The 23,882-nt window shown below is 61.5% G+C and carries 24 protein-coding genes and 1 tRNA gene; 17 read left to right on the top strand and 8 right to left on the bottom strand.

Annotation, left to right across the window (positions count from 1 at the left end; all coding sequences use genetic code 11):
• Positions 1 to 51 precede the first annotated feature (51 nt).
• On the top strand, positions 52 to 516 hold the full coding sequence (locus O7A05_RS27320; protein WP_337096139.1) for a phasin: 465 nt from the start codon (positions 52 to 54) through the stop codon (positions 514 to 516).
• 340 nt (positions 517 to 856) lie between these two features.
• A tRNA-His gene (locus O7A05_RS27315) sits at positions 857 to 933 on the top strand.
• Positions 934 to 1,697: 764 nt separating this feature from the next.
• Here O7A05_RS27315 and O7A05_RS27310 read toward each other — a convergent pair.
• Positions 1,698 to 2,372 carry a GntR family transcriptional regulator gene (locus O7A05_RS27310; protein WP_337096137.1) on the bottom strand — a complete coding sequence of 225 codons (675 nt, stop codon included), beginning with the start codon at positions 2,370 to 2,372 and terminating at the stop codon, positions 1,698 to 1,700.
• A gap of 292 nt (positions 2,373 to 2,664) precedes the next feature.
• On the opposite strand from O7A05_RS27310, the gene O7A05_RS27305 reads away from it, so the two are divergent.
• From O7A05_RS27305 to atzF, 8 genes are read left to right on the top strand one after another with little or no spacing between them, the layout of a single operon-like run.
• Positions 2,665 to 3,792 carry a BMP family ABC transporter substrate-binding protein gene (locus O7A05_RS27305; RefSeq protein ID WP_337096136.1) on the top strand — a complete coding sequence of 376 codons (1,128 nt, stop codon included), beginning with the start codon at positions 2,665 to 2,667 and terminating at the stop codon, positions 3,790 to 3,792.
• 54 nt (positions 3,793 to 3,846) lie between these two features.
• Positions 3,847 to 4,935 (top strand): ABC transporter permease, encoded by a 1,089-nt coding sequence (locus tag O7A05_RS27300; RefSeq protein WP_337096197.1) that lies wholly within the window; start codon positions 3,847 to 3,849, stop codon positions 4,933 to 4,935.
• On the top strand, positions 4,935 to 5,861 hold the full coding sequence (locus tag O7A05_RS27295; protein WP_337096195.1) for an ABC transporter permease: 927 nt from the start codon (positions 4,935 to 4,937) through the stop codon (positions 5,859 to 5,861). Before O7A05_RS27300 ends, O7A05_RS27295 begins: the two co-directional genes overlap by 1 nt.
• 14 nt (positions 5,862 to 5,875) lie before the next feature.
• Complete coding sequence (gene biuH, locus O7A05_RS27290) at positions 5,876 to 6,577, top strand: biuret amidohydrolase (protein WP_337096134.1); 702 nt, start codon at positions 5,876 to 5,878, stop codon at positions 6,575 to 6,577.
• 10 nt (positions 6,578 to 6,587) lie between these two features.
• The gene (locus O7A05_RS27285; RefSeq protein WP_337096132.1) at positions 6,588 to 8,120 is read left to right on the top strand and encodes an ABC transporter ATP-binding protein; all 1,533 of its coding nucleotides are present in this window, start codon (positions 6,588 to 6,590) and stop codon (positions 8,118 to 8,120) included.
• Positions 8,120 to 8,788 (top strand): cysteine hydrolase family protein, encoded by a 669-nt coding sequence (locus tag O7A05_RS27280; protein ID WP_337096130.1) that lies wholly within the window; start codon positions 8,120 to 8,122, stop codon positions 8,786 to 8,788. The genes O7A05_RS27285 and O7A05_RS27280 overlap by 1 nt, the downstream gene beginning before the upstream one ends.
• Positions 8,781 to 9,131 (top strand): cupin domain-containing protein, encoded by a 351-nt coding sequence (locus tag O7A05_RS27275; RefSeq protein ID WP_337096128.1) that lies wholly within the window; start codon positions 8,781 to 8,783, stop codon positions 9,129 to 9,131. The genes O7A05_RS27280 and O7A05_RS27275 overlap by 8 nt, the downstream gene beginning before the upstream one ends.
• Entirely contained in the window at positions 9,128 to 10,930 is a 1,803-nt protein-coding gene (gene atzF / locus O7A05_RS27270) for an allophanate hydrolase (protein ID WP_337096127.1), read from the top strand. The genes O7A05_RS27275 and atzF overlap by 4 nt, the downstream gene beginning before the upstream one ends.
• 457 nt (positions 10,931 to 11,387) lie before the next feature.
• Here the strand turns inward: atzF and O7A05_RS27265 are convergent, their stop codons facing one another.
• Positions 11,388 to 11,867: an Lrp/AsnC family transcriptional regulator gene (locus O7A05_RS27265; RefSeq protein WP_224546519.1), complete on the bottom strand. Its 480-nt coding sequence runs from the start codon at positions 11,865 to 11,867 to the stop codon at positions 11,388 to 11,390.
• A gap of 434 nt (positions 11,868 to 12,301) precedes the next feature.
• On the opposite strand from O7A05_RS27265, the gene O7A05_RS27260 reads away from it, so the two are divergent.
• The 7 genes from O7A05_RS27260 (at position 12,302) to O7A05_RS27230 (ending at position 20,368) form a co-directional block, all read left to right on the top strand.
• Positions 12,302 to 13,096 carry an amino acid ABC transporter ATP-binding protein gene (locus O7A05_RS27260; protein WP_337096123.1) on the top strand — a complete coding sequence of 265 codons (795 nt, stop codon included), beginning with the start codon at positions 12,302 to 12,304 and terminating at the stop codon, positions 13,094 to 13,096.
• Positions 13,097 to 13,132: 36 nt separating this feature from the next.
• Entirely contained in the window at positions 13,133 to 13,951 is an 819-nt protein-coding gene (locus O7A05_RS27255; RefSeq protein WP_337096122.1) for a transporter substrate-binding domain-containing protein, read from the top strand.
• Positions 13,952 to 14,009: 58 nt separating this feature from the next.
• Positions 14,010 to 14,723 (top strand): ABC transporter permease subunit, encoded by a 714-nt coding sequence (locus O7A05_RS27250; protein WP_337096121.1) that lies wholly within the window; start codon positions 14,010 to 14,012, stop codon positions 14,721 to 14,723.
• Position 14,724: 1 nt separating this feature from the next.
• Entirely contained in the window at positions 14,725 to 15,417 is a 693-nt protein-coding gene (locus tag O7A05_RS27245) for an ABC transporter permease (RefSeq protein WP_337096119.1), read from the top strand.
• Between the two features lie 11 nt (positions 15,418 to 15,428).
• Positions 15,429 to 15,782 (top strand): cupin domain-containing protein, encoded by a 354-nt coding sequence (locus tag O7A05_RS27240; RefSeq protein ID WP_337096117.1) that lies wholly within the window; start codon positions 15,429 to 15,431, stop codon positions 15,780 to 15,782.
• 29 nt (positions 15,783 to 15,811) lie between these two features.
• Positions 15,812 to 17,143: an NAD(P)/FAD-dependent oxidoreductase gene (locus O7A05_RS27235; protein ID WP_337096115.1), complete on the top strand. Its 1,332-nt coding sequence runs from the start codon at positions 15,812 to 15,814 to the stop codon at positions 17,141 to 17,143.
• Between the two features lie 507 nt (positions 17,144 to 17,650).
• Entirely contained in the window at positions 17,651 to 20,368 is a 2,718-nt protein-coding gene (locus O7A05_RS27230) for a sensor domain-containing protein (protein ID WP_337096113.1), read from the top strand.
• A 78-nt stretch (positions 20,369 to 20,446) separates the two neighbouring features.
• Here O7A05_RS27230 and O7A05_RS27225 read toward each other — a convergent pair whose 3' ends face one another.
• From O7A05_RS27225 to O7A05_RS27195, 6 genes are all read right to left on the bottom strand, one after another.
• Positions 20,447 to 20,683 (bottom strand): PleD family two-component system response regulator, encoded by a 237-nt coding sequence (locus O7A05_RS27225; RefSeq protein ID WP_415927062.1) that lies wholly within the window; start codon positions 20,681 to 20,683, stop codon positions 20,447 to 20,449.
• Positions 20,684 to 21,092: 409 nt separating this feature from the next.
• Positions 21,093 to 21,266, bottom strand: coding sequence for a hypothetical protein (locus O7A05_RS27215; RefSeq protein ID WP_181166115.1), 174 nt, complete (start codon positions 21,264 to 21,266; stop codon positions 21,093 to 21,095).
• Positions 21,267 to 21,298: 32 nt separating this feature from the next.
• Positions 21,299 to 22,090 (bottom strand): WD40 repeat domain-containing protein, encoded by a 792-nt coding sequence (locus O7A05_RS27210; protein ID WP_337096110.1) that lies wholly within the window; start codon positions 22,088 to 22,090, stop codon positions 21,299 to 21,301.
• The gene (locus tag O7A05_RS27205) at positions 22,081 to 22,425 is read right to left on the bottom strand and encodes a hypothetical protein (protein ID WP_337096109.1); all 345 of its coding nucleotides are present in this window, start codon (positions 22,423 to 22,425) and stop codon (positions 22,081 to 22,083) included. Before O7A05_RS27205 ends, O7A05_RS27210 begins: the two co-directional genes overlap by 10 nt.
• A 13-nt stretch (positions 22,426 to 22,438) precedes the next feature.
• The gene (locus tag O7A05_RS27200) at positions 22,439 to 22,762 is read right to left on the bottom strand and encodes a hypothetical protein (protein WP_337096108.1); all 324 of its coding nucleotides are present in this window, start codon (positions 22,760 to 22,762) and stop codon (positions 22,439 to 22,441) included.
• Entirely contained in the window at positions 22,762 to 23,238 is a 477-nt protein-coding gene (locus tag O7A05_RS27195; protein ID WP_337096107.1) for a hypothetical protein, read from the bottom strand. The genes O7A05_RS27200 and O7A05_RS27195 overlap by 1 nt, the downstream gene beginning before the upstream one ends.
• Positions 23,239 to 23,882: the final 644 nt, after the last annotated feature.

Genomic DNA, 23,882 nt, shown 5'->3' with positions numbered 1-23,882 from the left:
CATGAACGAGACGGCTTTCTGTCAAAGCCGCTATCCCGAAAAGGTTGGAAAATGTCCAAGACCACTGCCAAGACCGCAGAGACCATCGAAAACATCGAATTCCCGAGCTTCGACGCTTCCAAGGCCACCGACCAGATCCGCGCCTTCGCCGAGAAGGGCGTCGAGCAGTCGAAGGAAGCCTACGCCAAGCTGAAGACCGGCGCAGAGGAGACCCAGAAGGTTCTGGAGTCGACCTACGAGACCGCCAAAACCGTTTCCGGCGACGTTTCGCTGAAGGCCATCGCCGCGCTGCGCGCCAATGCCGAGGCCAACTTCTCGCACCTCGAAGCCCTTGTCGGCGCCAAGACCCTTTCGGAAGTCGTCGAACTGCAGACCTCCTTCCTGCGCAAGCGCGTCGAAATGGCCGTCGAGCAGGCCAAGGAGTTCCAGACCGTTGCCACCAAGGCGGTCGAGGATGTCTCCAAGCCGGTCAAGACCGCCTTCGAGAAGGCGATAAAGGACGTCAAGGCTGCCTGATTTCGGCGCGCAACCTTGCGATGCATCAAAACGTCGCATTTCGTCAGACAAATAGTCGTGCGATAGGTTGAATAACCAGATACCCGGGGATGGAACCTCCTCCCTCCGTCTCCGGGGTGACCAGCCAGCACCTCCTCCCGCTGGCTCGTAACAGGAAAAGGCCGGCACCTCCTCCCGCCGGCCTTTTCTTTGCCTTGACGTAGGCGGATGAGGAAACCGTCCTTTACCTCATCAAGGCCCTTGAATTAGAATCCGATAGCCCGTATTTGACGCATCGCCGAACGACAGGGCGGATCACGGAGAAAAGACGCTTTCACCTCGATCCAGCTCAGGCACGCGTGCCGTTGTAGCTCAGTTGGTTAGAGCACCAGATTGTGGATCTGGGGGTCGCTGGTTCGAGCCCAGCCAACGGTACCATCGGATTTTTCCGTAAATATCTGATTTTATGACCCGGGGCTCGATCCTTGCGGCCTTTTGCTGTCTTGTGCAAGGAGGTCCGCGACCTCGACCGGCGTGGTGAGTTCGTTCGGCGCGCCCTCGGCACCACTGACCGAAGAAAGGCGCGTACCGCCCGAGATCTCAACGAGGCAGCCGACAATGCCTCACGATTTCGCCTTTCTCGCAACTAACATCCTGTTCATGCGTCCCAACTGCCTATGTGGGAACGAGAAAGAGGCGCGTGTTCCAATGTTGGGAACTGCGAAAATCTGAAACGCGTAGCCGGGCGCGTCATTTCGCGCAAATAGGTCGATCCGTGCTACGGCCCCGGGTCCTACGGGAGAGCGAGAGTGGACCGAGTTTTCCGTGACAGGTTGAGAGCCGTAGGAGAGGCCTCCGGTGCCCGTCGCGGAGAATCGCGATGTCTAGCCACAGCAATCGAGTACGCGCCGGCGCGGATCGGACGAAGGCCTTTTTCAACGGCGTCAAATTAGTGTGGGGAAAGATGGTAGCGGGAGAGCGCTACCGCCTTTCCCCCCCGCGCGGAGAGCGTACGATACTTTCTACATTGTCGGGCGTGATGGCCTGTCTCGGTGCTGCAAAGACCGGTAGAGAGAGTCTGACACGAAAGCTATCCACGATGCGAACGGCAGTTTTGCGCCCCCATCACGTTCGTTGGAGCGAAACTTTGCACCGCCTGGAAGCAGGCGTCGTCTGCTAAGATTCGGACCGCCGGGAAATTTTCAGGCCACGTCCCGCCGAATTGGCTTGCGATCGTCAGTCGCGAACACCGCGCTCGCCTCGCTGACGATTGAGACATGGTCCCTGGCGGCCTTGCCCGCAGCCACGCTGTCCCCGCGCATGATTGCGGTGACGATCAGGTCGTGTTCCTGCCAGGATTTGGCCAGCCGTCCGGGCAGCATGAACTGGGCGCGGCGGAAGGGTGCCAATCGGCTGCGGGTCATCACGGTGAGTTCGTGGATATGCGCGTTGTGAGCGCCACGATAAAGCCGGCTATGGAACTCGGTGTTGAAATATTCGTAGTCCTCCTCGGCACCCGCCTGCACCATCCGCGCCGAAGCCTGGTGCTCGATCTCGAGCCCGCGACGCTCGCTGCTGGTCATGCGCTCGGCCGAGAAGCGCGCGCAGATCGCTTCCAGCTCGGCCATGCTCTCGAACATCGAGGCGAGATGCTCCTGCGTCACGACGGCAACGATAGCGCCCCTGTTGGGTCGCCTCTCGACCAGGCCCATGGCGCTGAGCTGGCCGAGCGCCTCTCTGACAGGGGTGCGTGATACGTCGAAGCGAGCGGCGAGCGAGATCTCGTCCAGCTTTTCGCCGGGACGCAGGTAGCCGGTGACGATCCGGTCGCCGATCGCCCTGACCATCTGATCCACGGTCGTGCCCGACCTGATCAAGCTGCGCTTCCCCGGCAATTTTCCTCCGTCGCGTCTTCTCGTGGAGTCGACCGACTCGTTGGCCTTCGACTCGGATACGCCCTCTATGCCTTTATTTTAATCTGCCTGTCAAATTGGCTACTTTCAAGGCAAAAAGTGCATGCAATTGCTTCTGGCGTAGGCATAAGCCTCGATCTGATCATTGATTTCATTAGATAAATTTCAATTTGCAAATTGGCACAGTGATTGCATGCACTTTCTTCGACGGCATGTTAACCGACCCGAAAAAGGGTCCTAAAGGGGAGCATTCACTATGACCGACAGATTCATGCTTAACCGCCGCCAACTGCTCAAGACCTCCGCCGCCGGAGCCGCACTCGGCCTGGCCTCGGCATCCTTTCCCATCAGCCGCGCCTTCGCCGCCGCCGCCACTGTCGGCTTCATCTATGTCGGCCCGAAGGACGACTATGGCTACAACCAGGCGCATGCCGAGGGGGCGGCCGCGCTGAAGGGCATCGAAGGCATCTCCATCGTCGAGGAGGAGAACGTTCCCGAGACGGTCGACGTCCAGAAGACGATGGAATCGATGATCAATCTCGACGGCGCCTCGCTTATCTTCCCAACCTCCTTCGGCTATTTCGATCCGCACATGCTGGCCATGTGCGCGAAATTCCCCGACGTGCAGTTTCGCCATTGCGGCGGCATGTGGGACAAAGCCAAGCACCCGATGAATGCCGGCTCCTATTTCGGCTATATCGGCATGGGCCAGTACCTGAACGGCGTCGTTGCCGGCCACACCTCGAAGTCCAAGAAGCTCGGTTTCGTCGCCGCCAAGCCCATTCCGCAGGTGCTGCTCAACATCAATTCCTTCCTGCTCGGCGCGCGCTCGGTCGATCCGTCGATCACCTGCCAGGTCATCTTCACCGGCGAATGGTCGCTGGCGGTGAAGGAAGCGGAGGCCACCAACGCGCTGGTCGACCAAGGCGCCGACGTCATCACCTGCCATGTCGACAGCCCGAAAGTGGTGGTCGAGACGGCCGCGGGCCGCGGCGCCTTCGTCTGTGGCTACCACGCCAACCAGAGCCCGCTGGCGCCGGAAAAATACCTCACCGGCGCCGAGTGGAACTGGGCCAAGGTCTACAAGATGTTCGTCGACGACCTCATCGCCGGCACGCCGCTGCCCAATTTCACCCGCGGCGGACTGGCCGACGGCTTCGTCAAGATGAGCCCGCTCGGTCCCGCCGTCGGCGAGCCGGCCCGCAAACAATTCGACGCCACCCTGGCCGAAATGATGAAGGGCGGCTTCTCTGTCATCAAGGGCCCGCTGAAGAGCAACAAGGGCGCCGTCGTGGCGACGGAAGGTCAGGCCTTCATCGAGACAGCCATCGAGCTCGAAAGCATGGACTATCTCGTCGAGGGCGTGGTCGGCTCGACCGCCTGAAGCCGAGCTGAGACGGGTATGACGGACACGGTCAGCAGTGCGGAGGCGCCGGTCATGCTCGGCGCCAAGGGATATCCGGCGGCGCTGGAATGGATCGCGCGGCGGGCGGAGGCTTTCGTCATTCCGCTCACGGCAATTGTCGTCGGCATGGCGCTGTTCAGCCTGTTCATCGCCCTGGTCGGCAAGTCGCCGATCCTGCTCTACGAGACCATGTGGCGGGGCGGCTTCGGCTCGTGGTTCTCCATCCAGAATTCGCTGTCGCGGGCCGCACCGCTGCTGCTGGCGGCGCTGTGCGTGGCGCTGCCGGCGCGGCTCGGCCTCGTCGTCATCGGCGGCGAGGGCGCGATCGTGCTCGGTGGCGTCAGTGCCGCTGCCATAGGCGTGGCGCTGAGCGGCGCGCCTTCCTTCATCGTCATTCTTGCCATGGGCGTGGCGGGCCTGGCCGCCGGCGGCATCTGGATTGGTGCCGTCGGCGCGCTCCGCCACTACCGGGTCGTCAACGAGACCATTTCCAGCCTGCTGATGGCCTACATTGCCATCGCCCTGATGAACCAGTTGGTGGAAGGGCCGCTGCGCGACCCGGCCTCGCTCAACAAGCCCTCGACGCAGCCGCTCGCCGACATCTACCGCATCGGCAACATTCCGGGCATGGAGGTGCATTGGGGGCTTGCCGTCGGCGTCGTCGCCTGCGTGCTCTCCTGGGTGCTGATCGAAAAGACCCGCTGGGGCTTTGCCGCCCGCATTGCCGGCGGCAATGTCAGGGCAGCGCAGGTGCAGGGGCTGGCCGTCGGACCGCTCATCGTCGGCTTTACCGCGCTTGCGGGCGGCTTTGCCGGTCTTGCCGGCATGCTGGAAGTCGCAGCCGTGCAAGGCAGCGCCAATGGCTCGCTCGCCGCCGGCTATGGCTACACCGGCATCCTCGTCGCCTTCCTCGCCCGCCACAACCCACTGGCCATCATCCCGGTCGCCATCCTGCTTGGCGGCATCGACGCGTCCGGCGGGCTGATCCAGCGCCGCATGGACCTGCCCGACGCCACTGTGCTGGTGCTGCAAGGCATGCTGTTCATCGTCATCCTGCTCAGCGAAACCTTGTACGGCCGTTTCAAGGCCTTCAATCCCGATTTGTGGCAGAGGGCCTCGTGATGGATGCAACCGAGATCGGCCTCTGGGGCGTGCCGCTCGCCATCCTTGGCGGCGCCATCCGCGTGTCGACGCCCTTCATTTTCGTTTCGCTGGGCGAGGCCATCACCGAGCGCTCCGGCCGCATCAACCTAGGGCTAGAAGGCACGCTCGTCTTCGGCGCCATGACCGCATATGCAGTCGCGGTCATGACCAACTCGCCATGGCTCGGCCTGCTGGCCGCCGCGGCCGCCGGCCTTTGCTTCGGCCTGTTCCATGGCTGGATCTGCAAATTCCCGAAAGTCAACGACATCGCCATCGGCATCGCGCTGATGCTGTTCGGTTCGGGGCTCGCCTTCTTCTTCGGCAAGCCGTTCATCAAGCCGAAAGCGCCCAACCTTCCGGCCATTCCCTTCGGCGCCTGGTCCGACATTCCGCAGGTGCAGGCGGCACTCGACGTCAACGTCCTGTTCTTGATCGGGGCAGCACTTTCGCTGGTCCTGTGGTGGGCCTTCCGCAACACCCGCGCCGGCCTCATCGTGCGCGTCGTCGGCGACAGTTCCGACGCCGCGCGCGCCATGGGCCTCAACCCGAACACAGTGCGCCTCATCGCTACCGCCGTCGGCGGCGCGCTGGCCGGCATCGGCGGCGCCTATCTGTCGCTCTACTATCCCGGCAGCTGGACCGAGCGCATCTCGTCCGGTCAGGGGCTGATGGCGGTGGCGCTGGTCATCTTCGCGCGCTGGAATCCGCTCGGCTGCTTTGCCGCCGCGCTTCTGTTCGGCGGCGCCGGAGCGCTCGGACCGGCGCTGCAGTCGGTCGGCGTCACGCAAGGCTACTATTTGTTCTACGCCGCACCCTACATCCTCACCCTCATCATCATGATCGCCACCTCGTCGCCGACACGCTCGCTAGCGGGTGCGCCGGGCGAATTGTCGATCACCAAATAGCTGGAGTTTTTGCCATGAACGCCAGAGCCGAAATCACCCAGCGCTATATCGACGCCGACCCGTATCCATGGCCCTATAATGGCGAGCTTCGCCCCGACAATACGGCGTTGATCGTCATCGACATGCAGACCGATTTCTGCGGACCGGGCGGCTATGTCGATCATATGGGATACGACCTGTCTCTGGTGCGCGCGCCGATCGAGCCGATCAAGTCCGTGCTGTCGGCCATGCGCGCGAAAGGCTACACCATAATCCACACCCGAGAGGGCCACCGCCCCGACCTCGCCGACCTGCCCGCCAACAAGCGTTGGCGCTCGCGCCGCATCAATGCCGGCATTGGCGACCCCGGCCCCTGCGGGCGCATCCTGGTGCGCGGCGAGCCGGGCTGGGACATCATTCCCGACCTCTACCCGGTCGAGGGCGAGCCGATCATCGACAAGCCCGGCAAGGGCTCGTTCTGCGCCACCGACCTGGAGCTGATCCTCAACCAGCGCGGCATCGAAAACATTGTGCTGACCGGCATCACCACCGATGTCTGCGTGCACACCACCATGCGCGAGGCCAACGACCGCGGCTTCGAATGCGTGATGCTGGAGGATTGCTGCGGGGCGACCGACTACGGCAACCATCTCGCCGCGATCAAGATGATCAAGATGCAGGGCGGCGTCTTCGGCGCGGTGTCGAACTCGGCGTCCTTCGTCGCCCAGCTGCCGTGAGGAAACCAGGATGAGCGCGATCACCGGCAATAAGGCCGTCGGCGTCGAGACCATCGGCATGACCATGCGTTTCGGCGCCTTCACGGCGTTGGGCGACGTCTCCGTCAAGGTGCCGGCCGGATCGTTCCACGCGCTGCTTGGCGAAAACGGCGCCGGCAAGTCGACGCTGGTCAAATGCATGATGGGTTTTTATCACCCGACCGCCGGCGACATGCTCGTCGACGGCCGCGAGGTGGCGATCGCCAGCCCCAGGGACGCCTCGGCGCTCGGCCTCGGCATGGTCTACCAGCATTTCACGCTTGTCCCGTCGCTCACCGGTGCCGAGAATCTGGTCATTTCGCGTGAGAAGGTTCCCGGCGTGATCGACTGGCGCAAGGAGCGCGGCGAGCTTGCCGTGTTCATGGATCGAATGCCGTTCAAACTGCCGCTCGACGTCAAGGTGGCCGAGCTCGCTGCCGGCGAGAAGCAGAAGCTGGAAATCATCAAGCAGCTTTATCTCGGCCGCTCCTTCCTGGTGCTGGACGAGCCGACCTCCGTGCTCACCCCCGGCGAGGCGCAGGAAGTGCTTGGCCTGGTGCGCGCCATGACCAGGGCTGGCGATCTGACCGTGCTGATGATCTCGCACAAATTCCATGAGGTGACGGCATTCGCCGACGACGTCAGCGTGCTGCGCAAGGGCAGGCTGACCGGCACCGGCCGCGTCGTCGACCTCGACCGCAAAGCCATGGCGGCGATGATGATCGGCGACCAGCCGATCGCGGCGCTCGACGGCCGCGCCGAGCCCAGGCCGGACGCCGAGATCGTGCTCAAGGTCAAGGCCCTGAAGGCGCCGGACCGCACCGGGCTGAAGTCGATCCGGATCGAGGATCTCGGCGTGCGCTCCGGCGAAATCGTCGGCATCGCAGGCATTTCGGGCAACGGCCAGAAGGAATTCCTCGAAGTGCTGGCCGGGCAGCGCCCCCGCGATGCCGGCGAAGTCATGGTGCGCGGCGCCGCCTATGCGGCAACGCGGGCCGAGGCGCGCGCTCTCAATGTGCGGCTCATTCCCGAGGAGCCGCTGAAGAATGCCTGCGCGCCGAAAATGACAGTGGCCGAAAACATTTCTTTCCGCACCTTCGACATCGACAGCAACGGCAAACCGGTGAGTTGGATCAGTGCCGGCGCCATCAGGGCATTCAGCGCCAGGCTGGTCGAGCAGTTCAAGGTCAAGACCGCATCGCTTGCCTCGCCGATCGCCTCGCTGTCGGGCGGCAATGTGCAGCGCGCCGTGCTTGCCCGTGAGCTCACCGGCAAGGTCGACCTTCTGATCGTCTCCAATCCGTGCTTCGGCCTCGACTTCTCGGCCGTGGCCGAAATCCGCGCCCGCGTCATGAAGGCGCGCAATGCCGGTGCCGCCGTGCTTCTGATGTCGGAGGATCTCGACGAACTGCTCGAGCTCTCGGACCGCATCTTCGTCATGTCGGACGGCGCGCTGGTCTACGAGACGCCGATCGCGCAGGCGAGCGTGCAGACCATCGGCGAGCATATGGCGGGACATCACTGATGGCGGAAATCGCAGCGCAGCCATTTCCGTTCGCCTTCAAGCCGCGGACCATGGCGCTGGTCGTCATCGATATGCAACGCGACTTCGCCGAGCCCGGCGGCTTCGGGGCCAGCCTCGGCAACGACGTCAGCCGGGTGACTGCGATCGTGCCGACGGTGAAGAGATTGATCGACGGCTTTCGCGCCGTCGGCCTTCCGGTGATCCACACGATGGAGTGCCACCGGCCCGACCTTTCCGACCTGCCGCCGGCCAAGCGCAATCGCGGCAATCCGTCGGTTCGTATCGGCGATGCCGGGCCAATGGGTCGCGTGCTGATCGCCGGCGAGCCGGGCACCGCGATCCTCGGCGAGCTTGCGCCGCTGCCCGGCGAGATCGTCATCGAGAAGCCGGGCAAGGGCGCCTTCTATGCAACCTCCTTCGGCGATGACCTGAAAAGGCTCGGCGCCGAGCAGCTCGTCTTTGCCGGCGTCACCACCGAAGTCTGCGTGCAAACGACGATGCGCGAGGCCAACGATCGCGGCTATGAGTGCCTGCTCGCTGAGGACGCCACGGAAAGTTACTTTCCGGAGTTCAAGGCGGCGGCGATCGCCATGATCAGGGCGCAGGGCGCCATCGTCGGCTGGACGGCGACGACCGACCAGGTGCTCGAGGGAATTGCCAATGCCTAATCTTGCCTTTGCCGGCCTGCTCGACGGCGGCTGGCGCGATCTGGCGTTCGAACCTTTCCGCGATGGCATCGGCGTGCACTGGCTGCTGAAGGGCGGGCCGGTCGAGCCGTCGGTCGCGATCCTGAAATACCGGCCCGGCGCCGGCGTGCCGCGCCACCGCCATGTCGGGCTGGAGACCATCGTCGTGCTGGAAGGCACCCAAAGCGACGAGAACGGCGACCATCCTGCCGGCAGCGTGATCCTCAATCCGGTCGGAACCGAGCATTCGGTGTGGACGAAGGACGGCTGTGTCGTGCTGATTCAGTGGGACCTGCCGGTGATCATTCTGGGGGAGACGAAATGAGCGATGTCCACTTCGACATAGCGAGCCTGCACGCGGCTTATCGTGGAGGCGTCGGCGCTGGCGATGTGATCGCGGCGATTTATGCCCGCATCGAGGCAGCTGACGATCCGGGCATCTTCATCCATCTCACCGCCAGGGCGGATCTGCTTGCCGCGGTCGAAGCGCTCGGCCCGTTCGACCCGGTGGCAAAACCGCTGTGGGGCATTCCCTTCGCCGTCAAGGACAACATCGACGTCGCCGGCATGCCGACGACAGCGGCATGCGCGGAATACACCTACTGGCCCGACAAGGACGCCACCGTGGTGGCGCGGCTCAAGGCCGCCGGCGCGCTGGTCGTCGGCAAGACCAATCTCGATCAGTTCGCCACCGGCCTCGTTGGTGTGCGCACGCCCTGGCCGATCCCGCGCAACGCCATCGACGCGGAGCTGGTGCCGGGCGGCTCCTCCTCGGGGTCGGCGGTGGCGACGGCGCGTGGCATCGTCTCCTTCGCGCTTGGCACCGACACGGCCGGTTCCGGCCGCATCCCGGCCGGCCTCAACAACATCGTCGGGCTGAAGCCGACCGTCGGCGCGTTGTCGACGGGCGGCGTCGTTCCGGCCTGCCGCACGCTCGACTGCGTGTCGGTATTCGCGCTGACCGTCGACGACGCCTATGCAGTGTTCTGCATCGCGGCAGCGCGCGATGCGGCCGATCCCTATTCGCGCGACATCGCCGTCCGGCCGCTCGCCGCGCGCCCGCCTGTGCTGAGCGTCGGCATCCCGGCAAAAGCCGATCGGAAATTCTTCGGCGATGCGGCGATGCAGGCCGGCTTCGAGGCCTCGCTCGCCATGCTGTCGCGGCTCGGCTGCCGGCTGGTCGAAATCCCGTTCGGCGACTTCTACGCTACCGCCAACCTCCTCTATGAGGGCGCCTGGGTGGCCGAGCGCTATGCCGCGATCCGCGATTTCATGGAAGCCAACGAAGCCGCCATGCATCCGGTGACGAGCAAGATCATCGGCGGCGCCAGGAAGCTGTCGGCGGCGGACGCCTTCCGCGGCCTCTATGCCTTGCAGGCCTACCGGGCCAAGCTCGCCCCGCTCATCGCCTCGATCGACCTGTTCTGCGTGCCGACCGCGCCGACGCACTACACCACCGCAACCGTGCTCGCCGATCCGGTCGAGACCAACAGCCGGCTTGGCACCTACACCAATTTCGTCAATCTGCTCGACATGTGCGGCATCGCCGTGCCGACCGGCACGCGCGACGACGGCCTGCCGATGAGCGTGACGCTGCTTGCGGCCGCCGGACTGGACGGCCTTGTGGCGTCCGTCGCGCGCGATCTCCATGCCGCGAGCGGTCTCACCCTCGGCGCGACGGGCTGGCGCCAGCCGAGCGCACAGCCTGTCGGCGTATCGGCCGAAGACGATACGATCGAATTGGTGGTGGTCGGCGCTCACCTCTCGGGAATGCCGCTCAATGGCCAGCTCAAGCAGGCCGGTGCCCGGTTCTGCCGGGCGATGAGGACGGCCTCTTCATACAAGCTTTATCAGCTCGCCGGCCAGGCCACGCCCAAGCCCGGACTGGTCCGTGTGGAGAATGGCGGCACTGCGATCGAGGTAGAGGTCTGGCGGCTGCCCGCCGAGGCCTTCGGCCGCTTTGTGGCCGCCATCCCGCCGCCGCTCGGCATTGGCAATATAGAGCTTGACGACGGCAGCAGCGCCAAAGGCTTCCTGGCGGAATCCGTCGGCTTGCTAGGCGCTTCTGACATCTCGTCATTCGGCGGCTGGCGCCGCTTTCTGTCAGATCGCGTTCCCGTTTGAACGCTTCGTCAACGGACTCTGTGAGGCAAGAGTAGCTGCGGTCCCGACCGAGGCAGTTTGAACTTCTGATATCCTTCGTTGCGAAGTCGGCAATGCGCCATTCCGCTTGCGGCCCACTCACGACATTCGCCATGCTGTCACTAAGCGTCTGCAATTGGGCAGCCGCGACGCACATCGGAGTTATATGGCGCCCTTCGCCGGGGGCTGTCGGTCCCGCATCCCGCCTTACGGCGGCGCTATGCGGCGCGAAAAATCATAGCTAGAGATCTCAGGTCGATTCGGCCCGACGAAGCAGAACCTGCGCCGCTGAAAACCAATACGCTCATAAAGCCCGCTTCCCAGATGTGCGACCAACGCACTCCGCCGGGAAATGCATGCAGGTGTCTCCTAGCTTATCGGATTCCGCATGATAATGCTCATCCTCGATGTTCCGCCAGCAGGCATCCGAGGGAAGACGTCACTTATGAAAATCGTCGAAATTGATGGGTATAGAGAAGCCGACCTTCACACGATCCATGATGACCATCGTCTTGAATCCCTTGATGTCCGGATTCTCGTAAAAGAACTTCCGCGTGAAGGCCTCATAGTCTTCCATGCTTCGGGAGGTCACAATGAGGACGAAATCCGATTCCCCTGTTACATAGTATCCGTTCATCACTTCCGGTGTCTGGCGGATTGATTGCTTGAAACGGTCGACAATGTCAGCCCGTTCGCGCTCCAGCGAGACTAGGACCAGCATCGCAACAGGTCGGCCAACCATTTTAGGTTTCACGATCGAGACGTCTGCCTCGATTACACCTCCATCACGAAGCCGCTTGAGACGACGCTGGACGGCTGTTGCAGAGAGTCCCACCATCTGGCCAAGCTCTTCTGTGCTGGAGCGGTTGTGGGTTTGCAAGATGTCGAGCAACCGGGAATCCAGCCGATCGAGTTTCATGGGTCTCCGCATATTTTCCTCTCTTGGGCCTAAACTAAGCAGAAATACTGCGAAATTTTATCCGAATAAGCGGAAAATTCCCGCCGCATGTACATAGCCTTAACCCATGAACGCAGCCGTTAAGAGGGGAAGGCGAATCACTGCAACGAAAGCGCAGGCAGCACTCGGCCAATTCGAAGTCCCGGGCCTCTGGGCTCGGAACGATCGACCTGTCCTGAAGGTCGCGGCCCGGATCTCGGCCATGGCGCACGATGGCAATTTTTTTGCCTGGGCCCTGCCGCATGGGGCAGCCTACGGTTCGCGCCGCCTCTTGTTATAACGGAATCCGAAATTGACGAGATTGTCTCGATCTCCAAGGCAGCCGTAAACGAAGTCGCGCAACCGATCGAAGGCTAAAGGCGCGGAGCAACGGAGGAGTGGTGGAAACGACAAGTATGCAAGACGCCTCCACGATTTCGCCTGTTCTGAAAGTTCACGACCTTCGCAAAGCCTTCGGCGCGACCAGCGTTCTCAACGGGCTGAGCTTCCAGATGGGACAAGGCGAGGTCATCTCCCTCGTTGGTTCTTCCGGCTCAGGAAAGAGCACGGCGCTACGATGCATTAATTTCCTGGAGACCCCGAGCTCGGGCGAAATCGAGGTGATGGGCGACGCGATTTCGGCCGTCCAGAATGAACGCCACGAAACGGAAATCGTCAATGCGGTCAATATCAGGGTCTTTCGCCGCCGCATCGGCATGGTGTTTCAGAGCTTCAATCTGTGGCCCCATCGGACCGTGCTCGGGAATGTGACCGAAGCACTGATTTACGTGATGCAGCAGGACAAGCGGGAAGCGGAAGAAGCAGCGCTTTCCGCGCTCTCGAAGGTGGGCATGGCCGACTTTAGGCACCGATATCCAAGCCAGCTTTCGGGCGGCCAGCAGCAGCGCGTGGCAATCGCGCGCGTCCTGGCGATGCGGCCTAAACTGATGCTTTTTGATGAGCCAACCTCCGCGCTTGATCCCGAACTAGTCGGCGAGGTCTTGAAGGTCATCAGAACGCTTGCCGGCGAGGGGGCGACCATTCTTCTCGTCACGCATGAAATGAGGTTCGCAAGGGAGGTGTCGAACCGAATGATATTCCTGCACAAAGGTACCGTTGAGCAGGATGCCGTGCCGGAAGAACTGTTTTGCAGTCCCGCATCAGAGGCGGTGAAGCGGTTCCTCTCCAGCGTCACTTTAACCGCCGCCTAATGGCGGCCATCAACCAAAAACAAAAGGGGAAATTACATGCTAGCAAAGAACACATATCGTCTGGTCTGCGCGTCCGGCGTCGTCCTGATCGCTGCAATGAGCACTGCATGGGCAGAGGACGGCGTCTTGCGCGTAGGCACCGAAGGCGACGCGCCGCAGTTCAGTATGGCCGACGCCAACGGCAACGTCACTGGCTTCGACGCCGATATCGCCAACGGCATCTGCGCCGAACTCAAGGTCAAGTGCAAATTCGTGGTTCAGACGTTCAGTTCCCTGGTTCCATCAATGGACAGTGATCGCTTCGATGTCATCATCTCGGGTCTCGGCATCACGAACGAGAGAAAGAAGAAGATCGACTACTCCATCCCTTACGCTACCACTCCCCAGTATTTCGTGGTTCCAAAGGATTCCGCGTTGACTGGGCTGAAAAGCCTTGCGGAAATTGAGAAGGCTTTGGCCGGCAAGACCATAGGCGTCGTGAATGGCACCACATACGCGCAGTTCATCAAGAAACATATTCCAACCGCGGACCTGAAGACCTACGACGCCACGACCCAGCAGAATTCCGATCTTGGGGCAGGCCGGCTCGACGCTGCCTTCGGCGATTCCCCGACCTGGGTCGACTTCCTCAGCACTCCGGAAGGCGCCAACTTTGCCCGCATCGACGTCAAGGTCACCGGCGCGGACGATCACGACACGCTGGGTTATGGGATGGGCGTCGGCCTGCGCAAGGGCAATACCGAGCTAAAGGCCAAGCTGGACGGCGCGCTCTGTGACATGATCAACAGCGGGAAGGTGAAGGCGGCCTCGGAAAACTGGTTCAAGGACGACTACACCATCGCCTGCAACAAGTAGTCCCGACAGGCAACAGATCGTCGCGGCAATGCCGCGGCGGTCTGATGGAATGTTTTTCATGGTGCACGATATCTGGGTGCTGATGATCGATAAGGGTTGGCTGCTTGCGCTGCTCCGCGGCGCTGGCATCACGCTTCTGATCGGTTTTCTAGGCGTGGTCATAGGGTTGGCGGCGGCAATACCGCTCGCCATCCTTCGTTGGCGTCGGGTCCCGGTGCTGTCGCAGCTTGTTGATGCCTACAGCATCGTCATTCGCGGCGTTCCAGGACTGCTTGTCATCTATCTGCTGTTTTTCGGGTCCGTCGACTGGGTGCAGAAAATTGCCTCGGCCTTCGGCTATGCGAATAGCGCCGAGAACGCCTATCCTTTCATTGTCGGCATTTTAGCAATCGCCGCGATCTCCTGCGCGTATTCGATCGAAGTCATACGAGGCGCACTGCAGTCGGTCCCTGTTGGCGTGCTTGAGGCGGCTCGATCGCTTTCGTTGTCGCCACGCGTGACCTTTTTCCACGTGACCCTGCCACTCGCCCTCCGGCTGGCGCTGGGTGGCATCAACAACGTATGGCAGATGACGATCAAGGATACGTCGCTCGTTTCCGTCGTAGGCATGCAGGAGCTGATGCGCGGGGCCGCGGTCGCCGCGGGGATCACTCGCTCGCCGCTTTTGTTCTATTGCCTGGCGGCCGCGATGTTTTTCGCCATGACCGCAGTGAGCCAGGTTCTGTTTAACCGCGCCGAAAGACATTTCAACCGCGGCTTCAGTAGAGGTTAGAATGGACTTCAGCATCGTCGCATATGCGGTCCCATTTCTCCTCGTCGGCGCTAAGACGACCCTGCTGATTGCAGCTTTCGGCGTCGGTCTTGGGTTGCCGTTCGGCATCGTGCTGGCAACAGCCCGCACATCCCAGGTCAGCACGATCCGGAAATGCGCCGACTTCTACTGTGCGGTCTTCAGGGGCACGCCGATGCTCGTACAGATCTTTGTGATCTACTACGGCCTCGCTCAGATCGGTTTCATACGCCACAATCCGGTTTTGTGGTGGCTGATCGGCGACAGTCTGCATGCCGCCATCCTTGCTGTCATTCTCAACACGGGTGCCTATACCGCCGAGATATTCCGGACTGCCCTTTTCTCGCTGCCGCGCGGGCTGATTGAGGCGGCGGAGGCGTGCGGCATGTCGCCTTGGGTGGTCTTCCACCGAATCAAGTTCCCCCTGGCGCTGCGACAGGCCCTGCCTTCCTACAGCACGGAGGTCGCCGTTATCGTCAAGGAATCGAGCCTTGCCTCCACGATAACGGTGCTCGAAATCACAGGCTTCGCCAAACGGCTGATGAGCGAGACTTTCGCCATCATGGAAATCTTCGTCATCACCGCCGTCTTCTATCTTGTCATCAACGTCGTCTGTCTGACTGCTCTGAACGCCATCGAAAGGCGACTGTCTTTCGAGCGGCATTCCGCACGCTGAAAGGGTGCCTCATGTCCAAGCTTACATTTATCGATCAGAACAATCTTCCCGAACCCAGAAGGGGGGAACCGTTGGCTGAACGGCGCGTGGAAGGCGATCCCCGTTTTCTGACCTGGGATATCGCGCGCACCGACGACGGGCAGGTGCAGGCTGGCGTCTGGGAGGTCACGCCAGGAGCCTATCGATCCGTCAAGGGCGGGACCTTTGAGTTTTGCTACATCCTTTCGGGAGTCTCGGAACTCGTCGAGGATGGGTTCGAGCCGCGCCGAATTGCAGCAGGCGATGCGTTCGTCATGCACCCAGGATTCACCGGGGTCTGGCGAGTGATCGAGACCACCCGGAAGCTCTGGGTCTCCCGCGATTGAGCGCGTTGATTGAACCAAAGATGCACGACATGGATAGCATCTCCCCGCGCCCCTTTAAGTCCATGCCGTATTGGTGGGACGACTGCGCTTTTTCTGCTTTGCCGGTGAGGCCGGTAAGCCCTCGATGCGACGTCGCCATCGTTGGCGGCGGCTATGCGGGCCTGTCCGCAGCCATCGAGCTTGCGAGGGCTGGGCGCAGCGTTCAGCTTTTCGACCGGTTGCCGATAGGGCAAGCCGCATCCAGCAGGAACGGCGGCATGGCGAGCGGCAGCATCAGGCCGGGCCGTAATCAGTTGATCAGGAGGTTTGGAGAAGCTCGCGCCAACGGCATCTTGATGGAGGGAAAGGCTGCCCGGGAGGATCTTTGGAGTTTCCTTCAAGAGGAGGAGGTGGACTGTGACTTTTTCCTGTCTGGCCTTTTCGATGGAGCGATAAATCAACACGAATGTGACGAACTGAGCCGGTACGCCGAGTTATTGCAACGTTTTCTGGGGATTGAGGCGTTTTCAGTCCCCCGCGCGGACGTATCGCGTTACATCGGAACGGACTTCTACGCGGGTGGCTTCGTGCGCATGGATATTGGTGGGCTTCACCCCGCCAAGCTGCTTTCCGGCATACTGCGAGTCACACAGATGACAGATGCGGTCATTCATGAGAACACTGCGGTTGTGGGGACGAGTGCGGAGGTGGGTGGCGTGCGTGTCGTCACATCGCGCGGCGAAGTGTTTGCGAAAAAGGTGCTGGTATGCACCAACGCCTACACGGATGGCTTCGATCCCTGGCTTCGCCGTCGTCTCGTGCCGGTGCGTAGTCGCATCGTCGCCACTGAGCCTCTAAACGATGGCATGATGGATCGCCTGATGCCTAAGCGCATGATGTATGGCGACACGAGGCATCTCAGCTACTACTACCGTCCGTCGCCAGACGGCTCGCGCATTCTCTTTGGCGGGCGCGACGGCACCACGGACGGGGACCCACTTGCCCCCACCACACACCTGCGCTCCGAGCTTGGCCGCATATTCCCCGAACTGGCGGGTATTGGTCTTACGCATAGCTGGTTCGGTCAAGTTGCGATGAACCGTGACATGATTCCACGCATATTCACGTCGGGGGATACAGTCTACGCCACTGGCTTCTGCGGCTCTGGCGTGGTTTGGGCGCGCTGGCTCGGCAAAAAGGCAGCCTTCAAACTTCTTGGCGAGACGGAGAAGGCCCAATCGGCCTTCGACTTCGATCCGGGGCCGAAGGCAGTGCCCTTCTACCGAGGCAGGCCTTGGTTCATCCCGATCGTCTATTCGTTCTACGAGTGGAAGGACAAACGCGCCATGTTCCGACGGAATGGAAGGCAAGGGCGGACATGACCTTTGTTCCCCTGCGATCGCAAGAGCGGAGGGATTTTCGCCAAGGCCCGATTTCGACACAAGCCGGTTTTTTTCAGACTAACATTGAACGCCCGAAGACGAGGCACTCGTTTCCAGCCACTCCCATGACACGACCTGAATCAGATCGGGCTTGCTCGCGGCACGGCAGCTTCTGCAAAGAAGCGGCCCGATAGCCGGCTAGGCCGCTTCCGGCACCGTTCCAGCTATTGACGTCGAAAAACACACACAAGGTGCTGGCTGCGACGGTTCGACTTTCCATACTCTCGGCTCAAGGCCCATTTTTCGCTTTTCCAACAATCAGTAAAAGACTTCTTGCGAGCCGGTCATCACATAGACGCCGTTAGTCGTTCCGGCAGACGCCTGCTGACGATCTGGTGTCTTCGAGACGTTCACGGACAGTTAGTAGGTCTCGATTACCTTGCAGGGACCTTTGTTCGTTCTCGGCCAATGCTATTTACTCAGCAGGCCGAACCGGAGGAATTTAGTTTGGCCAACAAATCATCCAGGCGCACCGCCAATGCCACGGATCAGGCCGGCCTGGCCACACTGTCGAAACTGGCCCTAGTGTCCTATGAGAACCTGGAGCGCGAGCTTCGAGCCGCGAACGCGACGCTCGAAGCACAGGCACGGCGCTTCGAGACAGCGATCGACAACATTTCGCAAGGCATCTGTTTTTTCGATGTCGACGAACGGCTGATCCTGTGCAATCGCCGCTACGCGGAAATCTATGGCATCCCGACCGAGAAACTGCATGCGGGCGCGATGCTCAGTGAAATCGTCGAGCTGAGGCTTGCCGCCCAAACGTTACCTATAACTGGCGAGGCCTATCTGGCTTTCGCTCGCTCGATAAATGCGAGCAGCGGTTCGACGACCTGGGCCGCCGAACTCAAGGACGGCCGCACGATTCAGGTGTGCCATCAGCCGATGCCCGACGGCGGCTGGGTGGCGACGCATGAGGACATCACCGAACTCGCCGCCAGCCGCCTGGTCGCCAATGAACGCGTTTCACTGCAGGCGCTGATTGACTGGGTCCCGGACTATATGTGGGTCAAGGATACCGAAAGCCGGTTCGTCGTGGTCAACCGGGCGCTTGCCGCGGACAGCGGCCGGCAGACGGGTGAAATGATCGGTCTGACCGATTTCGACCTGCATGCGCCTGAACTCGCCCGGCAGTTTCGCGCCTGCGAGCAGGATCTTTTGCGCCGCGGCCAGCCGATGGTTGACGAGGAGGAATTCATTGTCGATGCCTCTGGCGCCGGCAAGTGGCTGTCGTCGACCAAGGTGCCGTTGCGCAACGCCCAGAACGAGATTTTCGGCCTGATCGGCATTGCCCGCGACATCACCCAGCGCAAGCAGGCGGACGACCTGCGGAACGGTCAGGCGCAGATCCTGGAAATGATTGCGGCAAGTGCTCCACTCGAGGATGTGCTCGATCGGCTCATGCGCCTCATAGAGTCCCAGTTGAATGGGATATTCGGCTCCGTGCTTTTGCTCGATAAGGATGGCAGCCACTTGCGGCATGGCGCGGCACCGAGCCTGGCAAAGGACTACACAAACGCCATCGACGGCGTCCAGATTGGGCCCAAGGTTGGGTCCTGCGGCACCGCCGCCTTTCGCCGCGAGCGGGTCATCGTGACCGACGTGATGAGTGATCCGCTCTGGGAGGATTATCGCGGCATTGTGGAGCCGTATGGCTACCGCTCGTGCTGGTCGACGCCGATCCTGGCGCATACTGGCGCGGTGCTGGGCGTCTTTGCGATGTATTCGATGACGGTGCGCGCGCCGGTCGAGGCCGAGATCAGCCTTATCGATTTCACGACCCGTATCGCCGGCATTGCCATCGAGCGCAAGCTTGCCGAGGACCGCATCCATTTCATGGCCAATCACGACACGCTGACCGGGCTTCCCAATCGCGCCTTGCTCGGGGACCGTCTTTCGCAGGCGATCCTGTATGCGCAGCGCTATCACCGCTGGGTAAGCGTGGTGTTCATCGATGTCGACAACTTCAAGCTCGTCAATGACACGCTCGGGCATAACGCCGGAGACGTGCTACTGAAGACCATCGCCGGCCGGATGGTCGAATGTGTACGGGCGACCGACACCGTCGTGCGGCTCGGCGGTGATGAATTCGTCGTTGTGATTGTTGACCAGGTTCCGGACGCCGACATCGTTGCCGCGACCGTGCAGAACATCCGTGCGGCGATCGCGGCGCCGGTTCAACTGGGCGAACATCGTCTCAGGATGACAGCCAGCATGGGCGTGGCGAACTACCCCAAGGACGGGGCTAGTGCCGACCTGCTGCTGGCCAATGCCGATGTGGCCATGTACCGGGCCAAGGAACTCGGCCGCGACAATTTCCAGTTCTACGCGCCCGAGTTCAACGCTACGGTCCACGAAAAATTCCTGTTGCAGGAAGAATTGCGAAACGCCCTGGCGCGCTCGGAGTTCACGCTTTTCTACCAGCCGCAGGTTGATCTTCGCTCCGGCCGGGTCTTCGCGGTCGAGGCGCTGATCCGCTGGAAGCACCCGACGCTCGGCCTTATTTCGCCGATGAAGTTCATCCCGATGGCCGAGGAGACGGGGCTGATCGTCCCGATTGGTGACTGGGTGCTGCATGAAGCCTGCCGGCAGAACAAGGCCTGGCAGGATAGCGGTCTGCCGCCGATGATGGTCTGCGTGAACGTCTCGGCACGGCAGTTTAAGGACTCCAACCTGATCAGCCGCGTGGTCAACGCGCTCGCGGACAGTGGTCTTGAAGCGCAATATCTCGAGCTCGAAGTGACCGAAAGCCTGATCATGCAGAATGTCGAGATAGCGGTTGCGACGATGAATGAACTGCAGAGCCTCGGCGTACAGATCTCGATCGACGATTTTGGAACAGGCTATTCCAGCCTTAGCGCACTCAAGACCTTCCCGGTGGTGAGGCTGAAGATCGACAAGTCGTTCATCAACGACCTCGCCACCGACGAGGACGACCAGGCCGTCGCCAGTGCCGTGATTTCACTCGGGCAGAAACTCAATCTAAGGGTGATCGCCGAGGGGGTCGAAACGGACGAGCAGATAGCATTCCTACGCAAGAACAACTGTGATGAAATGCAAGGGTATCATTTCAGCAAGCCGGTCTCTGCCCAGGATATTATGACATTGCTCAACGAAGATCGAGGCGATGACACTTCACCAGGACAGAGAGATCACCATCAGTAACAGAATCCGCTAGCGAGAAGGGTTGCCGCACCTGGCTTCGGCCGGGTTTTTTCAATCCGACGATATCTGGCCTGCGGATCAGGCGGCGATATGCAGGGTGTGGAAGCGATCGAGCAATTGCGGCCGGTGGAGCGGCTTTAGCAGGTAGCCACTGGCACCGGCCCGCTTTGCCCACATGATCGAGCTGACGTCAACCTCGACCAGCGAGATGAGAATTTGCGGCTTGATCGCGCCCTCTATGGCGCGGATTCTTCGGATGGGGGTCCACGGCCTGCATATCGGCAGAGCATCGTCGACAACGATGACATCGGGCATGTCAGCGGCACACATCTCGACCGCGTCGAGTCCGGTGGCCGCAAGATGGGGTATGAGGCAGGCTCGTTCGCCAGGCGCACCACGTCGCCGAGTTCGACCACGTCGCGGGCGCCGGGCAAGGCGTTAGCCACCGGAGTGGCTTTGGATGTCGTAAATCTGATGCGCGATGATGGCGTCCTTATCAGCACAACCGGTGCCAACGAGGATACACTGAAAGTTCGTCCCCCACTTGTTTGCCGTGTCGAGCATGTGGACCGCTTCTTGGACAGTATTAAATGCGCGCTCGAGAAGGCGGTCTTAAGCTCCGCCGTTGGAGATGTTCGGGGTCTTATGGTGACCGGCTGAAGGCAGGACAGTTGCGACCATTGCTCCCGGGACGTCCGGCCAGCCACAAAGCCAACGGAGCTGCCTAGTTCGTCTTCAACTGGCCAACCCGGCCCTCAGCGATCCAGCGCGCGGCGAGCACCAATGCGCCCATGCTGAAATCCTTGCCATGCTTGGCCACCATCTCTTCCGACAGTTTGGCGAGTTGTTCGAAGAACGCGTCCTTGCTCTCTTCCTCGGTGGTGATTTCGGTCTGCACTCTATCCTCCTGTTTCACGCGGACTGCGCCCGCTATTTGAACATCTGCGCCGGGAAGGTGATGATCGCCACGGTGCCGTCGACCATGCCCGCAGCCAGATGCCGCCCGTCGGCGGACCAGGCAAGCGCCGTTACCCCACTACCCAAGGGCCTGACGAGAAGCTCGTCGCGTCCGCCGATCTGGGCGACGGTGATCCGACCGTTGGCGTAACCGGCCGCGACAAGTTTCTTCTGGGGGTGCGCCGCCACCGTCTCGACCAGAACGAGACCGGCGCGACCGGTTTCCAATGCTCCGGCCGTGTCCCCGTCAATTGGCGGCGCGGTCATCGACCAGCCGGCGATCCGGAACGCGCCCGACGCAAGCAGCGCATTCGCAGGCGGGCTCCAGCACACTGTTCGTACCGGCGAGGGAAATCCCGCGACGGTATCGGTCAGACCATCGGCAAGGCCGATCAGCGCAAAACCCCCTGCCTCCAACCCGCAAGCCAGCCATGTGCCGTCACCGCTCCAGCGAATAGATGTCGGGCGCGCCGGAAAGGAAAAGTCCCATATCAGGTTAGCAGGCCCTTCGATCGCCCAGATCGACAGCCCATTGCTTGAGCCGCAGGCTAGGCGGCGTCCGTCCGGCGAGAAGGCCAGTGCACCCGTCAACGATGTCGCAGCGTGTTCCAGTCTCGCCACATCGCCGCAGTTGCTCGACAGGAAGACATCGTGCCCGTCACTGACCGCCATCACGGCCGTCCGGGGACTATGATCGATGGCGACGACGGGCCCTTCGATCTTGATCAGCGTTTCCGCAACGTCGCCGTCAGCTGTCAGATGCACTGCTTCGCCGGCCGCCGTTCCGATAAGGAAGCCTGAGTGCAGGTAGGCGGCGAGGGGGGCATCGCCATCGCCAATGCCGCGGAAGCGATCAACGGCACCGGCGGCTTCTCGCGCGGGCGGATCGTCGTCTGGCCGAGGTCGCCGCTCACCCGGATCCGCGATTCCGGTGGTTCCTGGTCGGCGACCGCGGCAATAGCGACGGTTCCATCCACGGATGTGAAAGCAACGGTCAAACCATCGGCGCTGAAGCAGAGGTCGGCGATCGCCGACGGACGTCGCCAGCTGCGTGCCAGCAGGTCGAACAGGGTCAGGTTTTGCATCGTTTGCTGGTTCATTGTGCCTCTCCCGTCAGTCCTCGTTCACCGTCGCCGCAAGCTCGCGATCGACATCCGCGACCTCGCCTTCGGCAGCGGCGATATGGTCCTCGCACGCCGCGCGCGCGTTCACGATCGCCTCGGCGCTCTCTTCCGCCTCATGCAAATCCTGCACCAGTTGCGCGCTGGTGCCGCTCCTGCCGATCTCGAGTTCCACGCGCAGCAGTTCCATCTCGATGCCGGCGAGTTTCTGATTGAGACGCTGCGCCTCGGCGGTGAGTGCCGAGACATTGCCGACAAGTGCCAGCCGGCGCTCGAGCAGCACCTCGCGCGTAGCGGCTTTCACTGAAGTCGCCATCATTTTTCCTCCGGGGCTGTCGGCCCGGTCGGGTTTTCGAAGGCGGAGAGCAGCTTGGGCAGCGTGTGGGCCTGCGACTGGAATTGCTTCTCGGCCGTTTCGATGTGGCTCTTGAGCTGATCCCAGATATCGACGCGGATCATCGATGTGGTGTCGCCGGTGAGGCGCTCGATCTCGTCGACGTGGAACTGGCGCGTCAGCGAAACGCCGGAAAACACGAAGTCGCGCAGCAGGATCGCATGGTTCTCGATGAACAAATGGATCATCGGATGGGTTTGCGTGGTGACGCCGCCGGCGGCGAGCTCGGCGCGGATGAAGTCCTGAAAATGGCTCTGCAGCCGGTACTGGCTTTCGCCCATGAAGCGCATGACGAAAACCAGGTCGCGCGGCATCAGCCTGACCAGGTCGCCGGTCACCCCGTCGGCCTGGTTGGACATTGGCTGGGCCGGACCCCGGTTGTCCTTGTCGTTCGGCATCATCTTCTCCGGCATTGAACCGTCTAAGGCTTGCCTCATAGATATTAGAGAAGAAAGAGAAAATGAATAGATGTCGGCATATTTTGATTATATTGCGCAAGCTAACAAGTTATATTGCACTGCAAACAAGCTTAAATGTTACAGTCGTAATATACATTTGTAAAATAACGTTACAGTTGCGCCAGCATCTATGGACGGAATGCCCGAAGTTTCGCTTTGAACGGTGGTCGGAGGCTCCGTTTTTCAAACTGGCACGGCGATTGCTTTACCTATTTGCATAAGAAGCCCATCGCGCTTGAAGCGGTGCCAAAAGAACGAAGGACCGGAGGAAGCAGGGGCAGGGTACATTCGCTTCGATACGCCATCGCACATGCGGTCGGCGTCTCGCGGCTCCCTGTCAGACGCCTCGAAAACCTTTGCCGCGATCCACTTGAACGGCCGGACCACGAGTCGCGCCTGAATGCGCAACCCTTTGTCGTGCCGTTCGCAATTTCACTGGCGGTGCCGTGCGCCGCTCCATGCCGGGGTCAAGGGACCCGCGGCTCAAACCTGGTGGAGGCTTATGACGATGACGTCTCTGACGCTCAACAAGATCACCTCGCAACGCGGAATCTCCGTGGGCGAAGCAACCAAGAAGATCGCCG

It is taken from the genome of Mesorhizobium argentiipisi (SeqCode) (genome assembly GCF_037179585.1).
Taxonomy (GTDB): Bacteria; Pseudomonadota; Alphaproteobacteria; order Rhizobiales; family Rhizobiaceae; genus Mesorhizobium; species Mesorhizobium argentiipisi.
The sequence above is the reverse complement of the archived record's forward strand: the minus strand, read 5'-3'. Positions and strand labels throughout refer to the sequence as shown.

Coding starts and splice junctions, on each gene's coding strand:
- O7A05_RS27320 (WP_337096139.1), top strand. CDS start 52: ATGTCCAAGACCACTGCCAAGACCGCAGAGACCATCGAAAACATCGAA.
- O7A05_RS27295 (WP_337096195.1), top strand. CDS start 4,935: ATGGATGCAACCGAGATCGGCCTCTGGGGCGTGCCGCTCGCCATCCTT.
- O7A05_RS27240 (WP_337096117.1), top strand. CDS start 15,429: ATGTCCAAGCTTACATTTATCGATCAGAACAATCTTCCCGAACCCAGA.
- O7A05_RS27195 (WP_337096107.1), bottom strand. CDS start 23,238: ATGCCGAACGACAAGGACAACCGGGGTCCGGCCCAGCCAATGTCCAAC.
- O7A05_RS27250 (WP_337096121.1), top strand. CDS start 14,010: ATGGTGCACGATATCTGGGTGCTGATGATCGATAAGGGTTGGCTGCTT.
- O7A05_RS27265 (WP_224546519.1), bottom strand. CDS start 11,867: ATGAAACTCGATCGGCTGGATTCCCGGTTGCTCGACATCTTGCAAACC.
- O7A05_RS27300 (WP_337096197.1), top strand. CDS start 3,847: ATGCTCGGCGCCAAGGGATATCCGGCGGCGCTGGAATGGATCGCGCGG.
- biuH (WP_337096134.1), top strand. CDS start 5,876: ATGAACGCCAGAGCCGAAATCACCCAGCGCTATATCGACGCCGACCCG.
- O7A05_RS27255 (WP_337096122.1), top strand. CDS start 13,133: ATGCTAGCAAAGAACACATATCGTCTGGTCTGCGCGTCCGGCGTCGTC.
- O7A05_RS27275 (WP_337096128.1), top strand. CDS start 8,781: ATGCCTAATCTTGCCTTTGCCGGCCTGCTCGACGGCGGCTGGCGCGAT.
- O7A05_RS27305 (WP_337096136.1), top strand. CDS start 2,665: ATGACCGACAGATTCATGCTTAACCGCCGCCAACTGCTCAAGACCTCC.
- O7A05_RS27205 (WP_337096109.1), bottom strand. CDS start 22,425: ATGAACCAGCAAACGATGCAAAACCTGACCCTGTTCGACCTGCTGGCA.
- atzF (WP_337096127.1), top strand. CDS start 9,128: ATGAGCGATGTCCACTTCGACATAGCGAGCCTGCACGCGGCTTATCGT.
- O7A05_RS27245 (WP_337096119.1), top strand. CDS start 14,725: ATGGACTTCAGCATCGTCGCATATGCGGTCCCATTTCTCCTCGTCGGC.
- O7A05_RS27280 (WP_337096130.1), top strand. CDS start 8,120: ATGGCGGAAATCGCAGCGCAGCCATTTCCGTTCGCCTTCAAGCCGCGG.
- O7A05_RS27225 (WP_415927062.1), bottom strand. CDS start 20,683: ATGCCCGATGTCATCGTTGTCGACGATGCTCTGCCGATATGCAGGCCG.
- O7A05_RS27235 (WP_337096115.1), top strand. CDS start 15,812: ATGGATAGCATCTCCCCGCGCCCCTTTAAGTCCATGCCGTATTGGTGG.
- O7A05_RS27200 (WP_337096108.1), bottom strand. CDS start 22,762: ATGGCGACTTCAGTGAAAGCCGCTACGCGCGAGGTGCTGCTCGAGCGC.
- O7A05_RS27285 (WP_337096132.1), top strand. CDS start 6,588: ATGAGCGCGATCACCGGCAATAAGGCCGTCGGCGTCGAGACCATCGGC.
- O7A05_RS27260 (WP_337096123.1), top strand. CDS start 12,302: ATGCAAGACGCCTCCACGATTTCGCCTGTTCTGAAAGTTCACGACCTT.